Origin of the sequence: Oceanobacillus indicireducens (genome assembly GCF_014647195.1) — a bacterium.
Lineage (GTDB): Bacteria > Bacillota > Bacilli > Bacillales > Amphibacillaceae > Oceanobacillus > Oceanobacillus indicireducens.
Genome location: NZ_BMOS01000019.1, coordinates 19,373 through 42,075, shown reverse-complemented (window position 1 = coordinate 42,075; position 22,703 = coordinate 19,373). Strand labels below are relative to the sequence as shown.

Annotated in this window: 11 protein-coding genes, 1 pseudogene and 1 riboswitch; of the genes and pseudogenes, 2 read left to right on the top strand and 10 right to left on the bottom strand. The window is 41.6% G+C overall.

Going from position 1 to position 22,703, the window contains the following annotated elements:
- Window positions 1-109: 109 nt before the first annotated feature.
- The 6 genes and pseudogenes from IEX94_RS12895 to IEX94_RS12870 form a co-directional block, all read right to left on the bottom strand.
- Window positions 110-631, bottom strand: coding sequence for a BsuPI-related putative proteinase inhibitor (locus IEX94_RS12895; RefSeq protein ID WP_229782714.1), 522 nt, complete (start codon window positions 629-631; stop codon window positions 110-112).
- A gap of 94 nt (window positions 632-725) precedes the next feature.
- Window positions 726-3,095 carry a S8 family serine peptidase gene (locus IEX94_RS12890; RefSeq protein ID WP_188858002.1) on the bottom strand — a complete coding sequence of 790 codons (2,370 nt, stop codon included), beginning with the start codon at window positions 3,093-3,095 and terminating at the stop codon, window positions 726-728.
- Window positions 3,096-3,390: 295 nt separating this feature from the next.
- Window positions 3,391-4,767, bottom strand: a pseudogene (locus IEX94_RS12885) (LLM class flavin-dependent oxidoreductase).
- Window positions 4,768-4,899: 132 nt separating this feature from the next.
- Window positions 4,900-5,006, bottom strand: a riboswitch (SAM riboswitch).
- A 156-nt stretch (window positions 5,007-5,162) separates the two neighbouring features.
- Window positions 5,163-8,027 (bottom strand): cell wall-binding repeat-containing protein, encoded by a 2,865-nt coding sequence (locus IEX94_RS12880; protein WP_188858001.1) that lies wholly within the window; start codon window positions 8,025-8,027, stop codon window positions 5,163-5,165.
- A gap of 206 nt (window positions 8,028-8,233) precedes the next feature.
- Window positions 8,234-10,663 (bottom strand): cell wall-binding repeat-containing protein, encoded by a 2,430-nt coding sequence (locus IEX94_RS12875; protein WP_188858000.1) that lies wholly within the window; start codon window positions 10,661-10,663, stop codon window positions 8,234-8,236.
- A 281-nt stretch (window positions 10,664-10,944) separates the two neighbouring features.
- On the bottom strand, window positions 10,945-12,045 hold the full coding sequence (locus IEX94_RS12870) for a heparan-alpha-glucosaminide N-acetyltransferase domain-containing protein (RefSeq protein WP_188857999.1): 1,101 nt from the start codon (window positions 12,043-12,045) through the stop codon (window positions 10,945-10,947).
- A gap of 126 nt (window positions 12,046-12,171) precedes the next feature.
- On the opposite strand from IEX94_RS12870, the gene IEX94_RS12865 reads away from it, so the two are divergent.
- Both IEX94_RS12865 and IEX94_RS12860 read left to right on the top strand, forming a co-directional pair.
- Window positions 12,172-12,909: a PIG-L deacetylase family protein gene (locus tag IEX94_RS12865; RefSeq protein WP_188857998.1), complete on the top strand. Its 738-nt coding sequence runs from the start codon at window positions 12,172-12,174 to the stop codon at window positions 12,907-12,909.
- A 274-nt stretch (window positions 12,910-13,183) separates the two neighbouring features.
- The gene (locus tag IEX94_RS12860) at window positions 13,184-15,169 is read left to right on the top strand and encodes an acyltransferase family protein (protein WP_188857997.1); all 1,986 of its coding nucleotides are present in this window, start codon (window positions 13,184-13,186) and stop codon (window positions 15,167-15,169) included.
- 66 nt (window positions 15,170-15,235) lie between these two features.
- On the opposite strand, the gene IEX94_RS12855 is transcribed toward IEX94_RS12860, so the two are convergent.
- The 4 genes from IEX94_RS12855 to IEX94_RS12840 all read right to left on the bottom strand — a co-directional run bounded on the left by IEX94_RS12855 (window position 15,236) and on the right by IEX94_RS12840 (window position 22,678).
- Entirely contained in the window at window positions 15,236-17,641 is a 2,406-nt protein-coding gene (locus IEX94_RS12855; RefSeq protein WP_188857994.1) for a cell wall-binding repeat-containing protein, read from the bottom strand.
- 131 nt (window positions 17,642-17,772) lie between these two features.
- Window positions 17,773-20,502: a glycosyltransferase gene (locus tag IEX94_RS12850; protein WP_188857992.1), complete on the bottom strand. Its 2,730-nt coding sequence runs from the start codon at window positions 20,500-20,502 to the stop codon at window positions 17,773-17,775.
- The gene (locus IEX94_RS12845; protein ID WP_188857990.1) at window positions 20,503-21,411 is read right to left on the bottom strand and encodes a class I SAM-dependent methyltransferase; all 909 of its coding nucleotides are present in this window, start codon (window positions 21,409-21,411) and stop codon (window positions 20,503-20,505) included.
- On the bottom strand, window positions 21,383-22,678 hold the full coding sequence (locus tag IEX94_RS12840; protein ID WP_188857988.1) for an accessory Sec system protein Asp2: 1,296 nt from the start codon (window positions 22,676-22,678) through the stop codon (window positions 21,383-21,385). The genes IEX94_RS12845 and IEX94_RS12840 overlap by 29 nt, the downstream gene beginning before the upstream one ends.
- Window positions 22,679-22,703 lie beyond the last annotated feature (25 nt).

Here is a 22,703-nt window from a genome sequence, read left to right as displayed (position 1 = left end):
TCGATATCAATTTCAGAACAAATATAGCCCCCTGTCCCCCTTTCAACAATCAGATTAAAATCTGATTACAAAGATTTACATATTATTATATTTGTTCTGAAATTATTAGTCAATTGATATTAAGGGAATTATCTGAAGTTACTTCAAATTTCTCGCTAATCTCGGATGTTTCAGCAAGATCACTTGCCGTGAGATAGATTTTGACCGTATATTCACCAGGTTCAAGTTTTGGTAATTCGACTTCAAAAGATTGTTCGTCACCGGCTGCTAAATCAATCTCTTCTACTGCTTGCAGGAAAGCTCTCCCTTCCGAATACTTCGAAATCACGCCAGTTTCATCACTAATTTCATATTCATACTTTTGACTCGTTGCGAATTTTAATGTTGCTACACCGTCTCCTTCGTTTTCTACCGTGTAAAACATCTTGTCGTCTTCTGCGTTTAGTGCAAAGGTTAATTCAGTATTCACTTTTTCATCTCCCTCGATTTCTTCTTCTGTTTCATTTTCTTCCTGCTCCTCTTGCTCATTGTCTGCAGGCAGCTCTTCCTCCGCTTCATCGTCTGTTGACTGGCAAGCTGTAAAAATCAGAGCTGCGATTAAGATAAGAATTCCGGCTATTTTCTTCATCATAATCACCTCAAAATAGTTTAATCTGAAAACCGGGACATAACTTTCTTCCTTGCAGACAATCTGCAGTCAAGTCGGTCATGCCCCGGTTTATTTTTTAGTTCAATAGATCAAGCAATTCTTCTCTTATCTCTTCACTTACGGCACCTTTACCACCGAAAATGGTTAGGTTCTTAACATCTTTTTCTGTAATAAATTTCGTGACGCTTGCTGGGACCCGGTCGTGTACTAAAAGAATTCCAGTATTGTTCTTCGCTGCAAGCATCGCTCCTGCCAACGAATCGGCAAAGTTTCTTCCGGTTGCAATGTACATCTTTTCAACATCCGGATTGAAATGCTGAGCGAGCAATGTGTTTGTACTATAGCGATCATTTCCGCTGATTCGATTTGCTTGTGGCAGTTTGTTCTTAACCGCATTTGTTACAACACTTGCACCACCGACAACAATCGTTTTCCCGACATTCAAATCGCTCAATGCCTTCGTGGTTGCGGCTGGGATTCTATCTTTCTGTGTGACGAGTATCGGGATGCCATTCTTCGCTGCGTATGGTGCCACCGATAACGCATCTGGAAAATCATACCCGTTTACGACAAAAGCTTGATCTGATCCGCTCGGGTTAACTTCTTTCGCAATGAGAAGCGCTGTATCTGTCCGACTCGATCCGCTAATTCTTCTTACATTTAAGCCTTCATTTTGTAATGTTGATTGAATACTATTGCTGATTGCACCAGTTCCACCAATAATCACGACATTCCTTGCCTTTAATCGTTTGATCTCACGCAATGTCTTATCATATAGTTTGCTAGAGCCAGTTAAAAGAATCGGCGCATCTTCTTTAAAGGCAAGCGGGACGGATGTGAGTGCGTCAGCAAAGTCATCTCCTCTTACTAGAATGACCGTATCTGCACGATCCCACCCTTCTTTACTAATCTCAATTGCGGTGTCATAACGTAAGTAGCCACTGATTCGTTGTACGGATTTTTCTTTCTCTACTAACGTTTGCTCCATCGCAGCTGTTGCGTCGAGTAATCCATATCCGTACCCATTATTCGGATGACTCGTATATTCATCATCTGTCAGTGGTGTTGCAGATGAACGGATAATGCCTTGGATATCTTGAACAGATAAATTCGCAAGTGCCTGCTTCATGAGTGCTACGACTCCAGATACTGCTGGGCTTGCCATCGATGTGCCTAGTTTCGTTCCATATCTTCCATTTGGTATCGAAGAATAAATATTTACTCCCGGTGCGACAACATCTGGCTTGATTTCACCATAGGGAGAAGGGCCTAGTAGTGAAAATGGTGCTAATTCATTATTTTGATCAACCGCACCGACAGCGATTGATTCCGGGTAGTTGGCTGGCGCTTCGACAGATCCTGGTGTCTGATTATAATCATTTCCAGTTGAGAAAATAGGAACGATACCTGCCGCTACCCAAGCCTTGACGATATCACGGTAAAATTCTTCATAACCGCCACCGCCGCCCCAAGAGTTATTTACGATATCTGGGGCAAGATCAGGTCGTTCTACTCCATTTGCATCGGTCGGATTCAATACCCATTCGGCTGCTTCCAGTAAATCGCTGTCAGATGCGCGTCCATTACTGTCAAAAGCACGGACCGCAATCCATTCTGCACCTGGTGCAACACCAATACCTTGCTCGCCATTTGTGCCGACGATTGTTCCTGTTACATGTGTTCCATGGTCAACGACATCGACCGGTTCACTGGAATCGCCAGTAATGTCATACCAGTTGTAAGTATGATTCACTTCACCAGTCGCTGCATTATAGCCACGATAGTTCTGCTTGATTGCCGGATGTGTCCAATCCGCCCCAGAATCAATTGTCGCCACTACTATTCCTGTACCATCATATCCTTTTTCCCAAACATCTGGTGCATTCACACGTTCAACATTCCATACCGGACTTGTTGGGAGTGCCGCTCTTTCTGCGTTCGTTTTGTTATGTAAGTATTTTTCTTTATTTGGTACGATTTTTTCTACTTCGTCTAGATTATTGATTTTCTCCGCAACTTCTTTTGTTGCCGTTACAGCTACCGTGTTCGCAACATAATATGGTTTGATTTCTTCTGCATTTCCTTGTTCCGCTTCTGCTTCTAGCAGCTGCATCACTTCCGCTTGTGATGTTTCAGCCGCTCTTTGCAATTCAGTTACAACTGCTTCCCGCTGTAACTCTTTTACATTGCCCTCGGAAAGTGTCGCATCTGCTTGTTGAGCAGCTTCCATGGCAACCTTCTCCACATCTGGTTTCTCCGTAAATGTGATGATAAAGGAGGTGAGCTCATCCTCATTAAATTCACTGAGAAGTTCGGCTGAGAGCTTTCCCTCACTCTCCGCAGGTTCTGTCTTATCCGCCGCAAAGGCTGCTCCTGGCAAAATGCTTTGCAAAAAGACGAGAACAACCGCTAATACAGACAACAATTTTATCGATTTATTCTGCATCCTTCATTCTCCTTACTTATAAACTATGTAACTATGATAGATACCATTTTAACACTTCATAGTTGCCAGTTCTATGAAAATTAGATATTAATCAAAAATACCCTATAAAGTTAGTAAATCAACTTTATAGGGTATGTTCTCATTTTTTTCACGTATTAACGGTCTGTTATATCACTTCCTCTAAACATGGGGGAAGCCCAACATGTGAAGGTGAGGGATAGACAGTCCGTAAATACCTGATTCTGTTCAACTAACATTCAGTGGGGCGATAAGGAAACCCCTACTGAATGAAGTTTCACTTTATTAGGGTATATACTCTTTTTGCCGGATGGTTCGCGGGCAAACGAGCGGAATCGGTATCAAACAGACTTTCCCGTAATGTTTTTCCTGTGTATTCCTTCCGGTAGATACCACGATTCTGTAATTCCGGTACGACATGATCGACAAACTCACGAAAGGTTTCCAAGGAATAGCTTTGTGCGATATTGAATCCATCGACGTCTCCTTCTGTTGCCCATTCCTCGATTTTATCTGCAATTTGTTCTGGTGTTCCAATGAATTTCGCTGTTCCATTACCGAGGCCATGATTTTGGATGGATTCCCGCAATGTCCACTTCTTTATCGGGTCCTTCGTATACATATCAAGATTTCCTTGAACGGCCTCTGTTTCAATATCTTCAATGTATTAATCCGGATTATATTTCGAGAAATCAATTCCTGTATGTCCGGAAAGCAGTGCAGCAGTTCCTTCATAACTGACATGGTTCTTCAAATCCTCGTATTTCGCATATGCTTCTTCTTCCGTGGAACCGACAATCGGGAGGACCATTGGGAAGATGCGGACACTATCAGCATTCCTTCCTTGTTCGACGACCCGCTTACGTAAGTCTTGAGAGTAATTCTTCTGGGCTTCCAAGGAATGCCCTTTCGTGAATACGCCCTCCGCATGTTTCGCTGCAAAATCCCGCCCTCTTGGAGAAGCACCAGCTTGGAATAAGACAGGTGTCCGCTGTGGGGACGGTTCCGTTAAATGAATTCCTGGTACGTTGAAAAACTCCCCGTGATGATTGATGGCATGAACCTTTTCGGGATCCGCAAATAGGTCTCCCGCTCTATCGTGCACAACTGCATCATCTTCCCAGCTATGTTCCCAAAGCTTATAAACGACTTCTAAGAATTCATCTGCCCGGTCATAACGCTGACTCTTTGGCAGACGACCAGATAAGCCAAGGTTGATCGCTTCACTTTCCAAATAGGAAGTAACGACATTCCACGCAAGACGGCCTTCCGTCAAATGATCTAATGTCGACAACTGACGTGCCAATGCATAGGGTTGGGCATATGTAGCTGAAACGGTTGGTGCAAAGCCAATATGCCGGGTAACCTGTGCCATGGCAGAAATAATTAATAATGGATCATGGGCAGGCAATTGGACGGCATGGCGGATTGCTGCATCGTGACTGTTTCCATAGACCGAATAGGTTCCTAACACATCGGCGATAAATACAGCATCAAATTTACCTTGTTCCAATACTTTCGCTGTTTCCGTCCAGTATTCGAGACTATTATGCTTAAGTCCTTCATCTTTCTCATGTTTCCATAGTCCAGTAGAATGTGGGGATGGTGAATTTTGTACAAAACCGTTTAAATGAATTTGTTTCTTGTTACTCATTTTTAGCCACTCCTTTTTTGTTTTGTTTTTGTTTCGGTAACACATAATATACTTTTCCTATATTTTTAATAGGATTTGGGATAATAAAAAAACTCTTCCAGGATGAGGAAGAGTTTGTTCGATAGCTTCACCCCCTCATCTTTCAAGCATCTGCTTGCTGGAATTAGCACCTTATTACGTAACGTAATGGTTGCCGCGGGATCAACGGACCAGATTCCTACCCCGACTCTTGATAAAGGTAATTCATATTTGATTAGTAAGAATTGAATATCATTCTACATATAGGGTAGGTGTCTGTCAACGGTTAATTTTCCGAAATTTACTTTTCACCAATTAGCAGAGGAAAAAATCCCCTGTAGAGTAGGTTGTCTACTTTTACAGGGGATTATTTGTACTTATTTCAATCGTTTTGTTAAATCATTTTTGATTGAGTCATCAACTGCTCCGGTGCCCCCGAAGATGGAGAGACTTTGGAAGTTTTGCTTGTTCATGTAGCCGGAGACGGATGCTGGGACGCGGTGGTGGACGAGTAAGATTGCGCTGTTTTCTTTAGCTGCAAGTACTCCACCAGTTAGTGCGTCAGCATAGTTCCGTCCAGTTGCGATATAAATATGGTTGCTGTCTACGCCAAAATGCTTCGCGATTGCAATGTTTGTTTCATAACGGTCATTACCGCTTAAACGCTTGGCTTTCGGCAAAGCTTGTTGTACTTTCTTGGAAACTACTGCTTCCCCACCGACAACGAGTGTTTCTTTTACATCGAGTGACTTTACTGTGGATTCTGTTGCTTTTGCAACGCGATCATCTAGTGTTAAGAGAATTGGCATGCCTTCTTTTGCTGCATAAGATGCGACGGAAAGTGCATCAGGGAAATCCATACCATTTGCTACGACTATCTTTTTCGTTCCATTTGGTGCGATTTCCTTAGCGATTAATGCAGCTGTTTCAAAGCGCGATTTTCCTTCAATCCGCTCGACTTTCAAGCCAGCTTTTGTTAATTCAGTGGATACTGCTTTACTTACCGCACCCTCTCCACCGAGGATGATTGCATTCTTCGCACCGAGGCGTTTGATTTCCTCGAGACTATTATTCCAAAGTTTATCACTTGGTGTCATGAGAATGGGTGCATCCAGCTTATGAGCTAGTGGCACACCTGCAAGGGCATCTGCGAAATCATCGCCACGCGCGATAATTACCGTATCGGCTTTATCCCAGCCTTGTTTACTTGCTTCAACTGCCGTGTCATAACGCATATATCCAGAAATACGCTCGACTTGTTTTTTCACCATGATGGTTGCTGCTTTACTTTCATTTCCCGCTTTGTCTTTTGCAGTTACTGTAACTTTTGTGTCAGCTGCTTGTTTCTTAATCGGCATCTCGAATGTACCGTCAAATTTAGCAGTCACTCGACCGATTTGTTTATTGTTAGCTGTTGCAACTACGACGGATGCTGCTTCTGCTGTTCCAGTAATTTTTGTTGATTGGTCTGTAAGTTGGTTAACAGCAGGCGCTTCAGGAGCAGTTACGTCTTTTACAACAACTTTGCTTGCCTTACTAACATTTCCTGCTTTATCTGTCGCTGTCACAGCGATTTCCGTTTCAGCAGTTTGTTTAGTGATTTTTATTGTAAAATTACCGTTCGCATTTGCTTTAGCTTGTCCAATTTCCTTATTCGCTACTTTTGCAATGACCGTTGAATTAGCTTCTGCTTTACCGGTAATTTCCGTTGATTGATCGGTTACTTCATTGACTTCAGGAGCTGCTGGCGGTGTAGTGTCTGCTACTGTTACTTTTGTAGCTTTACTTTCCTGTTCGTTCTTACCAACAGCCACTACAGTCAACTCAGTTCCATGAGTTTGTTTCGGAATAGTAATTCTGAATTTGCCTTTTTCATCCGTTTTTCCAGTTGCTAACTCTTTTCCATTTGCGTTTACTATAATTTGGACTGCCGGGCTGGATGTTCCAGTAATTACTTCATCTTCCTCTGTTACAGCATCTACACTTGGAGTTTCTGGATTTGTAGTTGCTTTAATTGTTGATTTCTCACTTTCATTGTCACTCTCATCTGCTGCAACAATGGATAAGTTATACTCCGTATTTGCTTGCAAATCTGTGAAAATATGTGTTGTTTCGTCAGCCTTTGCTATAGCCACTTTTTCATCGTTTACATATAAAATATAATTAGCTAAATCGGTGTCCTTCACACTATTCCAGCTAACGGTGATGGAATCAGAATTAGTCTCTATTACTTTAAAGTCAGTTACTTTTTCTGGTGTAACTACATCTTTAACTTCAACATATTTATCTATTGTATTTCCAAAAGCATCTACTACTTCAAATGGAATTTTATTTGATGAAACATCCTCAATTGTCGTTGAGAAATAGCCGCGGTAATCAAGCGATAATGCTTCATTTTTAATCGTTACATCAACAAAAGGAAGTGTTTTTCCTTCAATCTCGATAGTTCCCGTTTCATTTGTTAAATCTTCATTAAATATTTCAAATGGGACATCGTATGGTTCTGTGCTTTCATTGGTATTTTTTATATTTTGCGTGGAATCATCCGAGAATACAATTGCTCCAGGTTCCCAATAATCAAACTTGTCATTTACTGAATGTGCATGAAGGGTACCATTGATTGTTAAATTCCCGTTATTTCTTACTATTCCATAGATATAAACATCTCCTGTGATTTCTACATTACCTTCAATTTCAATAATGGAATCTGGTCCGATGTATACATCTTTATCGATTACTTTGTTTCCCCATTTTTCATTCGTTACCGTAACATAATAAGGAAATTCAGCTTGATTGACATCTAATTCTGGTTTAACAATAAAATTTAAATCACTTATATCGGGAATATCTCGAGCATATAAGCTTGCAGTATTACCCGCATAGTCTGTAGCCCAAATATGGGAAAATTCCCATTCCCCTTCATGTGTATAGGAATCTAGCGTATGACTGCCTTCCCATAGTCCAGTTTCATCATTTTCTTCTAAATAGATTATAATAGATGAGGTATTGACCGGAGAGTCGAAGTGAGTAGACACCCATTCTACACCTGAATCATCATCGGTCACTTTCATAGATACCTCAATCTGATTTCCTACACCAACTTCATCTGGACTCACCTTAATATCTTCAATTACAGGTGGTTTACTGTCAGCTGCCGCAAAGGTTAAGCTCGGCGCAACCACATTCAACAGCAAAATCAACACCATAAATCCATATGTAATTCTACTAAACTTTCCACTCATTCATTTTCCCTACCCATATGTTACTTTTTACCCATAACCATTATAAACGAAATAGATATATTATACTGGACAAATATATGCATAGCTTATATACTGCAATGTGAGTTTATGCTGATGAGCTCTTACAGGGTAAAATTAAACAACAAAAAACACCCTACAGAGTATTGGCCTACTCTATAGGATGTTTTCGTAGATTCCTACCGAACTTATTCGTTCAGGTAGTCTTCTAGAGCTTGTTTAACATCGTCACCTACTGCATTTTTACCACCAAAGATTGCAGAGAAGTCAACGTCATTTGCATCGAGGTAAGGTGCGATTTCTTTTGGAATCTTATCATGAACTAACAGAATCGCAGTATCGTTTTGTGCTGCTAGAACTGCTCCTGTAAGAGCATCAGCATAATCTTTACCTGTTGCAATGTACAGACCGCTGTCTACAGACTCATAGTGATCTAAGATTGCAACGTTAGTACCGTAACGGTCATTACCAGCTAGACGAGTTGCAGATGGAAGAGCTGCTTCTACATCAGCGTTAACAACTGCTTCTCCACCAACTACTGTAGTTTCAGCTACATTGTACTTATCAAGTAGTTCTTGTGTTGCTTCTGGTACACGGTCATCCAATGTTAATACAATTGGAGTTTCCGTTTGAGCTGCGAATGAACCAATTGTCAGTGCATCCGGGAAGTTCAAGCCGTTTGCTACAACAACTTCATTCAGTTCGCCACCGTTAACTTCAGCGAATGCTTCTGCAATTTCTGCTGCAGTTTCGAAACGGGTGTCACCAGATAAACGATTGATCTCAGGAACTGCTGAAGCTAATCTGTTGTAGGTTGTAGGAGCAATTGCACCTTCTCCACCAAGAACGATTGCCTCAGTAGCGCCAAGTCTTTCAATTTCAGCTAATGTCTTCTCAATGATCTTATCATTGTCTGTAGTTAAAAGAATTGGTGTATCAAGTACGTGTGCTAAAGGAACACCAGCTAGGGCGTCTGCGTAGTCATCACCACGGGCAACGATTACTGTGTCAACAGAGTCGTCTTCCCAAGCTTGGCTAATCTCAATTGCCGTGTCGTATCTGCTTTGACCGAAGATACGCTCAAGATCTTTTGGCTCTGGTTCTGGATCTGGATCTGGATCTGGATCAGGAGTCGGCTCTTCTTCAGTAATTTCCTCAACTACTTTTAAAGCATTTACCAATCCATGACCGAAACCATTGTTAACTTCTTCAGTGAATTCATCGTCCGTTAAGTTTGTTGCTGTTTCAGTTAGAACATTTCTAATATCTTCAATTGTTGCGTCTTCGTTTGCTTGTTTAGCAAGTGCTACAACACCTGCAACTGCTGGTGCTGCCATAGAAGTACCGCCAGCCCATGCAATATCGTCAATTGGGTATGAAGATGGAACATTTACACCTGGAGCTACAACTTCAGGTTTTACTTCACCATATGGTGACGGTCCTTTTGCTGAGAAATCAGCAAGGCTGTTATCTTTATCAATTGCACCTACTGTAAATGCTTCTGGGTATAATGCTGGAACAAAGATTGATCCTTCTTCAGGGTTATCTAGGTTTCCTGCTGCAAATACTGGGAAGATGTTCGCATCTGTCCAAGAAACAATTACATCACGGAACCACTCATTATCAAACGTTTCTCCACCAGAATCAACTCCCCATGAGTTGTTGATGATGTCCGGTGCATTAGCTGCATCTCCACCTGGAGCTAACATCCATTCTGCTGCCTCTACAAATGCATCTAGTGGACCGCTTCCGATTGAGTTAAGAGCTTTAGCTGCAATCCAAGTTGAACCTGGTGCAACACCTAAAGCACCGGAGTAATCTCCAGCCTCAATGCTTTGACCTGATGTAGTACCAGTTACGTGTGTACCGTGTCCGTTGTCATCGTATGCTTCTTTTTCGCCATTAATAGCATCATAGAAGTTTGCAGAGTGATCAACTTCGCCTGTTTCTGCATTATAACCACGGTAGCTATCTTGGATTGCTGGGTGATCCCATTGAACACCAGAGTCAATGTTACCAATTACGATACCTTCACCGTCAAAACCTTTATCCCAAGCTTCTGGAGCTTTAACATGATCAACGTTCCATCCAAATGGATAGTCGTCAATGATATCATTCAAGCCGTTTTCAGTATTTACCGGGTCAACTAATGTGATTTCCGGGCTAGCTGTAACGCTTTTAACTTCAGGGAATGCTGCAACTTCTTCAGCTACTTCCTGAGTTGCTGTTACAATAAGAATGTTTGCGATATAGAATGATTTTACTTCCGCATCGGTGTTATTCTCTAAGTAACTTAAGACATCTGCTTGAGTTTTATCTGCAGTTGTCTGTAAAGCACTAATTACTGCTTCTCGTTGCTGAACTTCCGCTTCTTTTTCAGAAAGTCCAGATAAGCTTACACTGTTTTTTGCTGCGGCTGTATTAGCCTTTTCGTTGAATTCAACAACGAAAGATACTTTATCGTTTTCTTCAAATTCTTGTATTAGATTACTAGAAAGTTTCCCCTCTGCTGAATTAGTCTGTGCAAAGATTGAAATTGGCGAGAACAAGGATACTGCCATGATCAATGCAGTGAACATACTAAGTAAGCTGAAACGTTTCTTACTTTTTGTGACCACAAAAATCCCTCCTGAAATGGAAATCAGATTCCAATTATATTACAAACAACAAACAAATCAGCTACGATTTTCACCGTCCTTTCTTCTCATGTAAGCGGAAGGTTCTAGGTGTCGGATCTGTTATGTAATGTCGTAACGTGTAAAACGTCACCCGCTCTGTGGAGGAATAATAGATTTTTTGTTGTTGGTAAACAAAATAGCAACTTATGGAAGTTATTATACCATAGCTTTTAGATTAATTGTTTGATATTTTTTTACTAATAGACTTATAGGAATAAAGACTAAATTTTGACGTATATTTTATTTTTATGAGCATAAAGGGTGATGAATAACCAAAGTCCAAAGTAAATAATGAAATATATTATTTCAGCTGGAAGTCCGAAACTGCCCGAGAATTCCATCAAAAGGGTGTTTAGCAAGACTGAACGTTCGCCAATCGTGATACTTGTGTTAATTAGAACCGCATATAAGACATACTTCCCAAAGTAAACGAGGAAACTGTTTCTCCCATATGCTTCTAGTACCCAATGCACGGATTTTTTAAACGGGTGTACTTCGGCTGGTTCTTTTCTATCAAATAGTAAATAACAGATTGCTAGGATAAATATCGTTAATCCGGCAGTAATGATTCCAAACGATGGCGACCATAATCGCTTATTGAATGGAATAATCACATTGACCGCAAGTGAGATAAGTATAAGGATAGTCGAAAAGGTAAATAAGCGTTTTGCAACGTTCCTCCCTTTATCCAGAAGAATTTTCCCTGCTGCAAATCCAAGCAACACATTGCCTAGTGCGGAAAACATTGTTGCTATTCCTTCTGGATCGTGACCACGTCCCCCCCCAGCATATGTATGGTTCTCCCCGAATATTACCGGATCAATTAAATGGGATGGATTACAGCCCATCTGTGGCAACCCGTCTTCACATCCTGTACCTACGATAAGCAAGGAAGCCCCGTAAATGCCGAATATGATAAAGCTAAGCGCAATCAAAGCTCCGATTCGCTTAATGTATTTAGTAATGATGACAGTGAGCACACCTAGCACGGCAAATAACTGCAATACCCCGGTGAACCTCAGTGTAGACAAATCCAGCGACCAAGCGGCTACCATGTTAAACAATAACCCAAAGATAACCAACCGTAATGTGCGGGTCGTCATCCGCTTTGCACTTACTCCTCTCTGGTAAGCAATGGCCATACTCGTTCCAAAGATCGTGACGAAAGCCGGAAAGATCGTGTCAAGCAGCGTTAGCCCATACCAAGGCGCATGACTGAATACCCCTGGGATACTGAATGTAAAGATAGATAAGAAAACAATAAACCCTCGCGTAACGTCCAGCGAGTAGATTCTGCTTTTCTTTTTAATAGCTTTGTTCATAGATATCACATTCCCTAATCTAGTACTTTTAAAACATCTTTTCCTTATAACCTTAGAAAATTGTACCATAATTTAATTGTTCGTATCGAATATTGTAATATAATAACAGAGAAAGGAGGTCCTTTGATGAATAAAAGAAAGTATATTACAGCTGGAGCCATTGTGCTTGCCGCTGCATTAATCCTCGTATTCTTTTTCCGTTCTGATATTTTACATAAGGATTTAGATGAAGTCATCTATTATATCCCCCACCAGGACGATGAGGTCATTACATTTGGCGTATCGATCCATGACCATGTCGTAAAGGGGCGAGATGTGCATGTCGTTCTATTAACGGACGGAGCGAATTCTGCTGTCCGGGAGAAATTAGATTTAACGCCAGAAGAATTTTCCGACGCGAGGAACCGGGAGTTCGATCTTGCGGTAGATATACTTGGTGTGGATCCAGATAATGTCGAAAAAATCGGGTATTCAGATGGTGCCTTAAAGGTTGAAGAAGTTGAGGAGGTTATCCGGGAATATGAAGGACGCTACCCGAATGCAAGTCATAAAACATTCAGCTATTATGACCCGCATGAAGATCACGCGAATGCTGGACATGCGCTTCGTAATTTAATGGATGAAGGTGTAATTGAGGATGGGACATTTTACTTCGGGAATAATTTCACTCCTCTAGATGTGGAAATTAAAAAAGATAATTATGATGAAGATTACCGAGATGTCATTGTTGAAGCGAGCCGCGCGTACAAGCAAGAAGACTTTGCAAATGGTATGTACGGGATCGGCTGGAAGTCAGTTCCGGAATACTTTATTACGCTGGAAGAGAACCCGGTCAGTCCTTATCACGAGTATGAAGGAAGCTGAGGAATTATATGGATTAGACAAGTTACCGGTAATTCGGTAAACTTAAGGGTGTGCTTTATTCATAATACGTAAGTTTAATAGAATGAAAGCATCATAAAGGGAACCTTCATTCAGTAGGGCTTTTCTTCCCCTACTGAATGTTAGTGGAACCAATCGGGCTGTTACTGATCGCGCGGAGATCCCATTTCTAATTGGTGGGTTCCCCAACGTTTGAGGTGGGAGTCCTGTAGCCAGTAACACTGCGATAAACAATGAAAAGGAAAGCGTGAGATACATGGATTTATACAAGAAAGCCGACAGGAAGTTTAGGCTGGAGATTGAAGGGTTACGGGCGGTTGCTTCTATACTCGTTGCCGTCTATCATATCTGGCTCGGAAATGTTTCCGGTGGGGTCGATGTATTCTTCGTTGTGGCAGGATTTCTAATTACAACTTCCTTGCTTGGGCGATATGAGCGATACGGCAAGATTGATTTCAGCGGCTTTATTCTGAGGTTGATGAAGCGATTGTTCCCGGCTGCTTTTACCGTCCTATTTATTACGGGGATTGCCTGTATCATTTGGCTGCCGGAAGTAAGATGGGATCAGACCGTTCAGGAATTACTTGCTTCCGCCTTGTATTTCGAGAACTGGCAGCTCGCGATTAATTCAGTAGACTATCTAGCACAGAATAATGAAGCTAGCCCATTCCAGCATTTCTGGGCAATGTCTTTACAGGGGCAGTTCTATATTATTTGGCCGCTCCTCTTACTTGTAACGATACTGCTTGCTCGTTTTATCTTCAAAAAGCAAGTAAGACCTGTGTTCCTCGGGACACTGATTGTCGTATTCTTTATTTCCCTTGGTTACTCGATTTATAAAACAGATGTGAATCAACCTTGGGCATATTTCGACACGTTTACAAGAGTATGGGAATTCAGCGCAGGTGGAATTCTCGCCTTACTGATTACGAACATTAAAGTGAATAAACAAATTAGTATTATCTTGAGCTGGCTCGGCCTTTTCGGGTTAGTAAGCTGTGGCTTGATTTTACAAGTCTCAACCATATTCCCAGGTTACGCGGCATTATGGCCAGTCCTCAGTGCACTGTTCATTTTAATTGCTGGAAATCAGGGTGGTAAATATAGTGCTTATGGCTTACTTAGCTCGAAGCCACTTGTTACATTCGGCGGCATTTCCTACGGGTTCTACCTCTGGCATTGGCCAATCTTAATCTTTTACTTCCTTATTACAGGAAATGAAACGGCTAGCCTGCTTGAAGGATTACTCATTATGCTGTTATCAGCCATCCTAGCTTATGTGACGACAGAATTTGTTGAGAAGCCAATCAGAAATAGAAAGAGCTTGAACGTGAAGTGGAAGACGGCGACGATTGCTATTCTCTTCATGATTCCGGTATTAGTCCTCTCCGGATTCTGGTCACAGACGATTGCTAAACAGCAAGACCAGCTGACAGATGTGGTGAATGAAGAAGATTATCCAGGAGCGGCAGTAACAGCTTTTGCTGATGTTAGCGGTGAGACGGGTGAACCGGTTGTCCCTACTCCGGTACAAGCCCGGAACGACCAACCAGACCTTTATGCAGATGGTTGTCACCAAGCTGTTGGAGAGACAGAAGTTATTGAATGTATTTACGGTGAAACGGATAATCCTGAATATACGGTAGCACTTGTAGGCGGCTCGCACTCTGCACACTGGCTACCTGCCCTACAAGGATTTGCAGAAGAGGAAAAAATACAGATCAACTCGTATACGAAGAGTGGCTGTCGTTTCTCTACCGAGGAATTTGATGAGGAAGATTGTACAGAATGGAATACAAACTTAATGGAAGTTATTTTAGAGTTGGAGCCGGATCTTGTATTTACAACGGCGGATGTTACCCAGCGTCAAGAAGTGCCTGACGGATATGTCGAGGCTTGGGAAATCTTAGAGGAACATGATATTCCAGTCTTTGCCGTTCGGGATAACCCGCGTTTTACCTTTGATGTTCCTTCCTGTGTAGAAGAAAACGGTGCGGATAATTTAGATTGTGCGGTGGAACGGGAGGAGATTCTCCCTGCTGATGCACCGTGGGATCAGTTAAACAATCCACCGGAGAATGTGCATTATGTTGACTTTACCGACCGATTCTGTGAGGACGACTACTGTAAAGCTGTTGTCGGAAATGTATTGGTCTATACGGATAGTCATCATATTACGGCAACATATTCAAGTACACTCGCTCCTTTTGTAAGGGAAGAGCTTGTACCGCTGTTAAAATAAGTTATACAAAAAGAGAAAATCCCTCATGAATTGAGGGATTTTCTCTTTTTTGTTCTTATCTAATACCTATTTTACTAGATTGATAATGTTGTTACGTACTTTGTTTTGAATTGCATTGTTTCCACCAAGGAAGTAAATATCCGGCTTCGTTGGTGTATTTGATTTCAACCAAGTATTTACAGATTTCGGTACTTGATCGGATAGTGTGAGCACGAGTGGGCTCCCTTTCTTCGCTGCAAGTGGGGCGGTGCTTAATGCGTCTGCTATATCCATCCCCTGTGCGACAAAGATATCATCTAATTGGTTCTTGTTGTAATACTTGTTGATAATAGCTAGACCCGTATCAAAGCGAGCCTTTCCAGAAACGCGTTCCACTTTACCAACTAACTTTTTCAGCTCATTTTCTACATTAGCGGAAACAGCTGTCTTTCCACCGATAATCGTTACTTTAGAAATCTTGTTTTTCGTAATAAAGTTTCGTGCTTCATCACTTAATTTCTTCTTATTCGTAAGCAGGATTGGAATATTCTTCTCTCCTGCGTACGGTGCGATCGCTAGTGGGTCGGATGACTTCTCGTCACCAGTTGTTACAAAGACTTCCGTTACTTTATTTTTAGAAGCGATGACTTCTGCCACTTTGGCAGCTGTTCCGTATCGAAGGTCTGCTTGCAGTCGTTCCACTCGGGAATTTTTAAACATACTCTTCAGCTGACTTTCGACGTTTGCGGAGATCGCACCCTTACCACCGAGAATATAAACATATTTCGGCTGGATTCGTTTTAACTCCTGCTCAACAGCTGGTGTCAAGCGGTCATTTCTCGTTAGTAATAATGGACCATCTAAACTTGATGCCAGCACACTTCCAGTTAGTGCGTCAATCGGTAAATCCCCGCGCCCGATAACGGCATATTCCGGTTGCTCCCAGTGCCAACCATGGTTTGTGATGGCGACACTTGTTTCAAAACGGTTCTGTCCTTCCAGCGGATAAACATCCACATAATCTCCAGCAGTCACATAACTGGATGATACCCAGCCAGTTTGTCCAGAGTTTGTCCGAACTGGCAACCAGACATATTGGTTGACCCGTGAGTTGTTTCCTCTATATTCTCCTGTAACCGTTAATTTCGTTCCTTTAGGTAGACTTGCGACGACATCTGAGCCTGTGCTCGGTCCTTTACGTAAGTTCAACGAGCGTGTATTCGTGTAAGCTGTATCACCTTTTTTAAGTGATTGGCTGGAATAGTGCTGCGGTCCAGTCATTTCATACTTGTTCGAACGGAAACGCAATTGTTCATTTGCTAGCTTGTATGGCTCAAGCGTATGTGTCGGGAATGGTGTAATATCGATTAGTGTTAAATCTCGTAATCTCTTAAACACATTTTCCTGATAAGCAGTATATGGGTTTGCTAATGGGTTATTCCTCGGTAGCATTCCGTTATAAGCCATAATAGCGAAATACCAGTTTTCAATAACCATCGGATCGCCATCATTCACGGTTGGAATAATAGGATTACTGCCATTTTTGTATTTCCATTTATCTTGTAAAATACGAATTCCTTCTTTAATGTTGAAGCGAATATCTTCTTTTAGTTTCTTAATATATTGGTCTTTTTCCGGACCTTCCTTCTTATACATATGGTTGGAAACTTGCATAATACCAATACCGATACAGTCATAGCCGAGCAGGGCATTCGTTCCGTCCCAAGCTAGTTTTTTACCATCTGTTACCTTACAATTATTTTTTACACGGCTTGGTACCTCGTTCCAAAACTGCTGCCAGTTACTTTCCTGATAGGCAATTGCTTTTACAATCTCTGGAGCAATTCCTGCATTCAATGCTTCTTCTGTTAAAATCTTGTTGATTTCCGCATAGGATGGGTTCTTATATTTATAGTTTACTTGTGCGGAAGCATCCTTTTCCAAGCTAATATCGGATAGAGAGGCTTGCCCAGCTTCCACTTGATTGCCTTTGATTTTAAAATGCTGCTCTACAAGTCCAGATGGTTCTGTCATCGCATCATCTTCCTCATATTCCGGGTATTCGATGGTAATTCCGTCATCTGTAACGGCATAAGTTGCCCGTTCAAACACTTCAGAAGTATATACTTCTTCAACGCCTGATGAGGATAGCTTCATTACATCAAAGTATAGTCCGTTTCCAGAACCATCGTAACGATATGTAATAATTCCATAAGTCTCATTCTCAACATTTACTTGGTACAGGTTCGTGACTTGTACGAGGGAGAGATCCTCCCGATAAAGTTCCTCGCCTGAATCCATAATCCGTATTGTCGAATTTTCTTCGTCATTAACTACTTCAATCGACAATGTGTCAGTCAGCTCTACATTGTTTTTCCCGAAGTCAAAGGTGATTGCGCCGGTCTCATCTGCATGCACTTGTTCGAATGAAAGTAGGCCTAATGCTAGGATTGCTACGGCTAGAACGAATAATTTGTTAACCTGTTTCTTCAATGCTCCGTTTCCTCCTCATTGTTTCTTTATCTTTAAAGATACCATAAATGATATTGGTTTTTCTACCATGCTTTGACATTTTTCAGACAAATTTTCCCTAACAAAAAAGAGGGGAAGTCTAATCCCCACGTTTAAGCTGTTACTTTAGATTTTTTCTCTTTTACTCGTTTCATGCTGAAGTGAACACGGCAGTAGTTGATAAACTCTTCGTATTCGCCTTTACGCATGGATTTTTCAAACATCTCGATGATTGGTGCTTTGTCGATTACCTTTTTGCGATAAATATCGTAAATTTGATAGAGGATCTTCAAGCTTTCTTCTGCTTCCTCCTCTTTCAAGCGCGGTACCCGGACGAGGTACCAGCCGACAAAGTAACTGTTGAATCGATTGGTGAGATAGAGATCGAGCAAACCTTCTTCCTCCAAAAACTCATATCTTTTTCTTTCCAAGATGAGATATTTCTCAAAGAAGCGTTTTGAGATGCTGTTCGTTACGGATGTCGTTACAGCAGCGTAGTAAATATGAATAATACGGTCGACTGCCTTGAATGTATTACAGTTCAAAATGAGTTGTTGGAAGAACAAGGTGTCTTGGCCGACTGCTCTTTCCACCATTTGCAGATTGTTGTCTGCGATGATTTTTTTCTTCACAATTAGCGCTTGGATACTTTGAGCACGGAGCATCGAGTCATGTAAGAACGCCCGAGTATCTGAGACGATACCTGAACTATCCCATTTGAATGCATTTTTCGAGTAGTTCATGACTTTTCGCTCGGTATCGTATTTGATAATATCCCCAACGACGAGGTCGAGATATGGATTCTCTTCCATTTCTTTCAATAAATGCGCATAGCTGTCATTCACTGCCTCGTTATCTGGATCAAGGTAAGTGATGAGATCCGCTTTCGCAAGTTCAAACCCTTTATTTCTTGGTCGGGATGCACTGCCACTTCCATTGTCATCGAATTTATACGTCTGGATATTCGGATAAAGTCGCTCGAGTCGGTCAACCATTTTCAATGTTTCGTTGTCCGTCGATCCGTCATCCACGAGAATAATGTCCATATCATGGAAAATGGACGAGCGTTTCAGACTCATAAAGCATTTGCTATAGAGATGGCGGCCGTTGTTATAAACTGGGATGATAACGGATAGTTTGTATGCTGCATCATCTTCACGCTCTACTACCGGGTTCACATCAAGCTCCAGGGAGTCAATGCTGTATCCATTCCCTCTCTCTAATGAACCATCCAGCTCAAGCAATTCTTTTAACGTAAAATCAGTTGTATCAAACACAGTTTTATACTTATCGTTTACAGTCGATACGAAGTCATGCTCTACACCTTCTTGCAGTTCTCCATGGTTGTAGTAGGCATCTTTCGTAACATACGAGGAATCAGTATATTTAAAGCCATTGATTAAGTCCTCTAGGTAGTATTCCCCGTATTCATAATCGGGATGGAAGAAGGTAATATAATCGAATTCTTCATAATAGTCTGCCACGTATTCCGCCGTCACAATTGTTTTATGTGGGTAGGATTGACGTTGGAAATTCTCCTGCGCCTTGTCATCACCTGGCTCGAATACGACAGCGATTTTACGGTCCTTAATAAAGGACCGCTCGTAGCCGATTTTTTGCAGTAAGTCGTTTAGCCTGTGGAATGTCGTGTGTTGTCTCATTACCGTCCGTACCCCTTCCATCTGATGCATGTACAGTTCCTTATCCGTCACATTATTCATAATGTCACTGATTTCCTCGGTACTGTCGATGATGAAAATATTCGGGAATAGGTTATTGATTCCGAGACTATAGTTTGAGAGGATCAAGTTCCCCATTGCCTGGAGTTCGTACACCCGGTTGGCGAACATCGTCTCACTCTTCTGGACGGAATTCAGGTTGATGACCCAGTTATACAGCTTGAACACTTTCTGTAATGTCTGGTGCTCAATGCTTGGTGATAGATGACGTATATATTCCCTTGGGAAGAAATGTCGATTCAAGTTCAGATGATAATTCCGGTCAATGATCTTTAATTCTTTATTCGCATGGATAACCCCGTCGAAAATCATTTTCGTATCTTTTTTACGGTGCGGATATTTCTCATACCAGGACCCGGCAAAAATCGCCCCATCCAGTTTCTCCGTCTGCTTCATTCCAACCGGGTTATTATAAATCGGGTTAAAGCCGAATTCGAGGGCGAAGACATTGTCATTATTACAGTATTCTTTATAGTCATTTATTTTCTCTTTCGCGGTTGTGAAGATATAATCACAGTGCTTCGCGATATCGACGAATGCATCATAATTCGTTGGGTCTTCTTTGGAATAGAAAACAATCTTAATATCCTTCGCCCGGTAATAGGAAATCATTTCGTATAATTCTTCCCGCAGGTTCGTGTTATTCGGATTTCCTAACCCTCTCCATGAGAGGTCAAGGCCTTTCCAAGCAGAAGCGACGATGAATACGTCAATGTCTTCATGTTCTTTGTAATTCTCTCTCGTGATATAAACCATGTTCGCGGCATTCTCGTAAGAATAAAAGAGAAATTCGTCAGCAATGATTCCAATTTTTAAATCAATCGGTTGATAGAAACGTCCGCCGTTTGTAACAGGGATCGTATCAAGGATTGGTTGAATTCTTTCTAAGAAATCGACATCACTCTTCTCATCCTTAAGCTGTTGATAACTCATCGCCAGTTCTGCTGGACTCATTTGTTCAATAGCTTTTTCAGAGAGCTTCAGTAAGCCAGGATCAAGCTCCACTCCTGCATCTTGAAGCATTTTCACTTCTTTCAGCATGCGGTTCAGCAGTTCCCTCTTCTTATCTTGAATTGTCTTTAGTCTTGTCTTATTGGAATACATCTAATTACTCCTTTTTCTTCGCCATTTCCAATATTTTGTCGTTAGTTTTCCTAGCTTCGATGACTTTAAGTTATTATATTTCATGCGCAGGCTCTTATATTGTTCTTCCAACTGATCGATTTTCTTGAGCAGTTCTTCTTCGGCCTGGTATTGCAGGTAAAGCTCTTGTTGGGCTCTTACCTTTTCCATCTTTTCCTGAAGGTATTTATCCTCTGCACTGTCTTTCAGCTCGTCCCGTTCTTCCTTTAATTCGAGCAGCTGCTTCACATATTTCCGTTCGTGTTGGACGAGAGCCGCCTCTAGTTCCGTAAGCATTGTCTCGTCTATTGGTTTATTTGTTGATGTGGCGTCCTTCTGGTAGAGTGCGCCGACCCAACCATTCAGGAATTTCACTTCGGATAGATGGAGTTCATTCGTCTGGAACGCGAATAAATCTTTCATATAATACGTATGTTTGTGGTCGAAGTAATCATTAATACCGAATGGTACGGTAATGATTAGCTTTCCTCCAGGATTCAGCAAGCTGATTGCCTTCGTGATAAAACGGTCGGGATCAGATAGGTGTTCAAGAATTTCCCCCATGACGATACAATCAAAGGTCGTGCTGAAGCTGTGACTTACAAAATTATCATGGATTAATTCGAGATGTCTTCTTGTTGGTTCTTCTTCTTGTTCGAGTTGTTCCTTGGCGTATTCGATCGCATCTTCTAACATGTCGATACCTACGACCTTCTTCCCTTCCCTGGCAAGCAGGATGGAAACAAGACCTTGGGAGCAGCCGACGTCAAGAATGGTTTCCCCTTTACTCGAGGCTAAAATCCAGTGGATTCGGTCTCTTACCTTCTTACCGAATTCCGATCCCAGTTCATCATAATATGCTTCACTTACTCGATCCGTATTTTTCTTCATGTGCTAGAACTCCAATCTCGCCTATATGTATTTCATCTGATTTGCCGGTGACCTTCTCGCCGGACGGCAGCATGATGAAGTATTTTATAAAATATCTGCCCGGCTCTTGTGGCGTGTAGGTCATCGTTTGCTTCTCTTGATACATTATTTTATCAATAATTTTGCGATTATAATAGGTGTAAAAAGCAAATTTAACATTCTGTTCTGTATCAAGGTTCAAAGCAAAGTGGATTGCAGCATCTTTTTGTTCAATGGTAGGATTGCAAATGACGTTCGTATCGCTAATAAAATGTTCTCCTACATCGTCACGGAATGCAGCAGAGCAATTCTTTACGAGGCAATAGGAAACTGTAATAATTGTTGGCTTGGATAAGTTCAACGGAAAGGTATGCCAGCCGTTGTCATAGTCCATTTCCCGCAGGACGTTATCGCCATCGTAAAAGCGGATTTTTGCACTGTAACCGGGTGGTGGCACCGTGTCTGTCGTAATCATAAATGCATCGTCTGAAAATTGATAGCTGACTGGTTCGACGGTGAATCCATTTATCTGGTCAAGCAGTTTATTGACAATAAAATCCGGGTAATGTTTAGCTATATCGCCGTGACTTTTAATGTTCTCATCCAACAATAAGGTATAAGGATGATTTCTTTTTTCCATCTCCTCTACGAAGGGAACGATATGATCTGGGTATTGTTTATCATGGACGCTCCCTAAGATGGTGAGGAGTGTTTCGTTATTGTTAGCAAGTTCATCAACAATCAGAGCGTTGAGCTGTTTGATCTTCTCTTCCTTACTCGTTTCTCCAATCACATGGGCTGCGGTTTCTTCGGCGTATCGTGTAATGTAATCTGCAATCTTTGTTTGCGGGGCGCCTGCAATTGCTTGACCCAACTTATATTTCAACGCATAGTAAATGGCTGCACTTCCCCCTTTTGAAGTGCCCGCCGTAATTACTTTTTCTTTATCTACCTTGAGCCTATCAATCGTGTCATGGATTAGTTCACTGACTGATTGTTCAAAATCAAAGCTCATCTCTTTCCCTAAATAATAACTGCCCCGTGGTCCGTCTTTGTCTAGGATGAACAGTTTGTGTGCGTCGACTCTTCTTAGAGTGCGAACATAATTGTAACGGTATTGGTTCGCAGCAGTTATTGGAGAAAAACCGGAGAAAACGATGATGAGATAATCTGTGTTATATTCCGCTTCCTCCAGTGTGTAGGTTACTTCCTTTGTACTTCCCTGATAAGTTGATTCATTAAATTTCATGCCGTCTCTCCCCTTTGATTTAAAA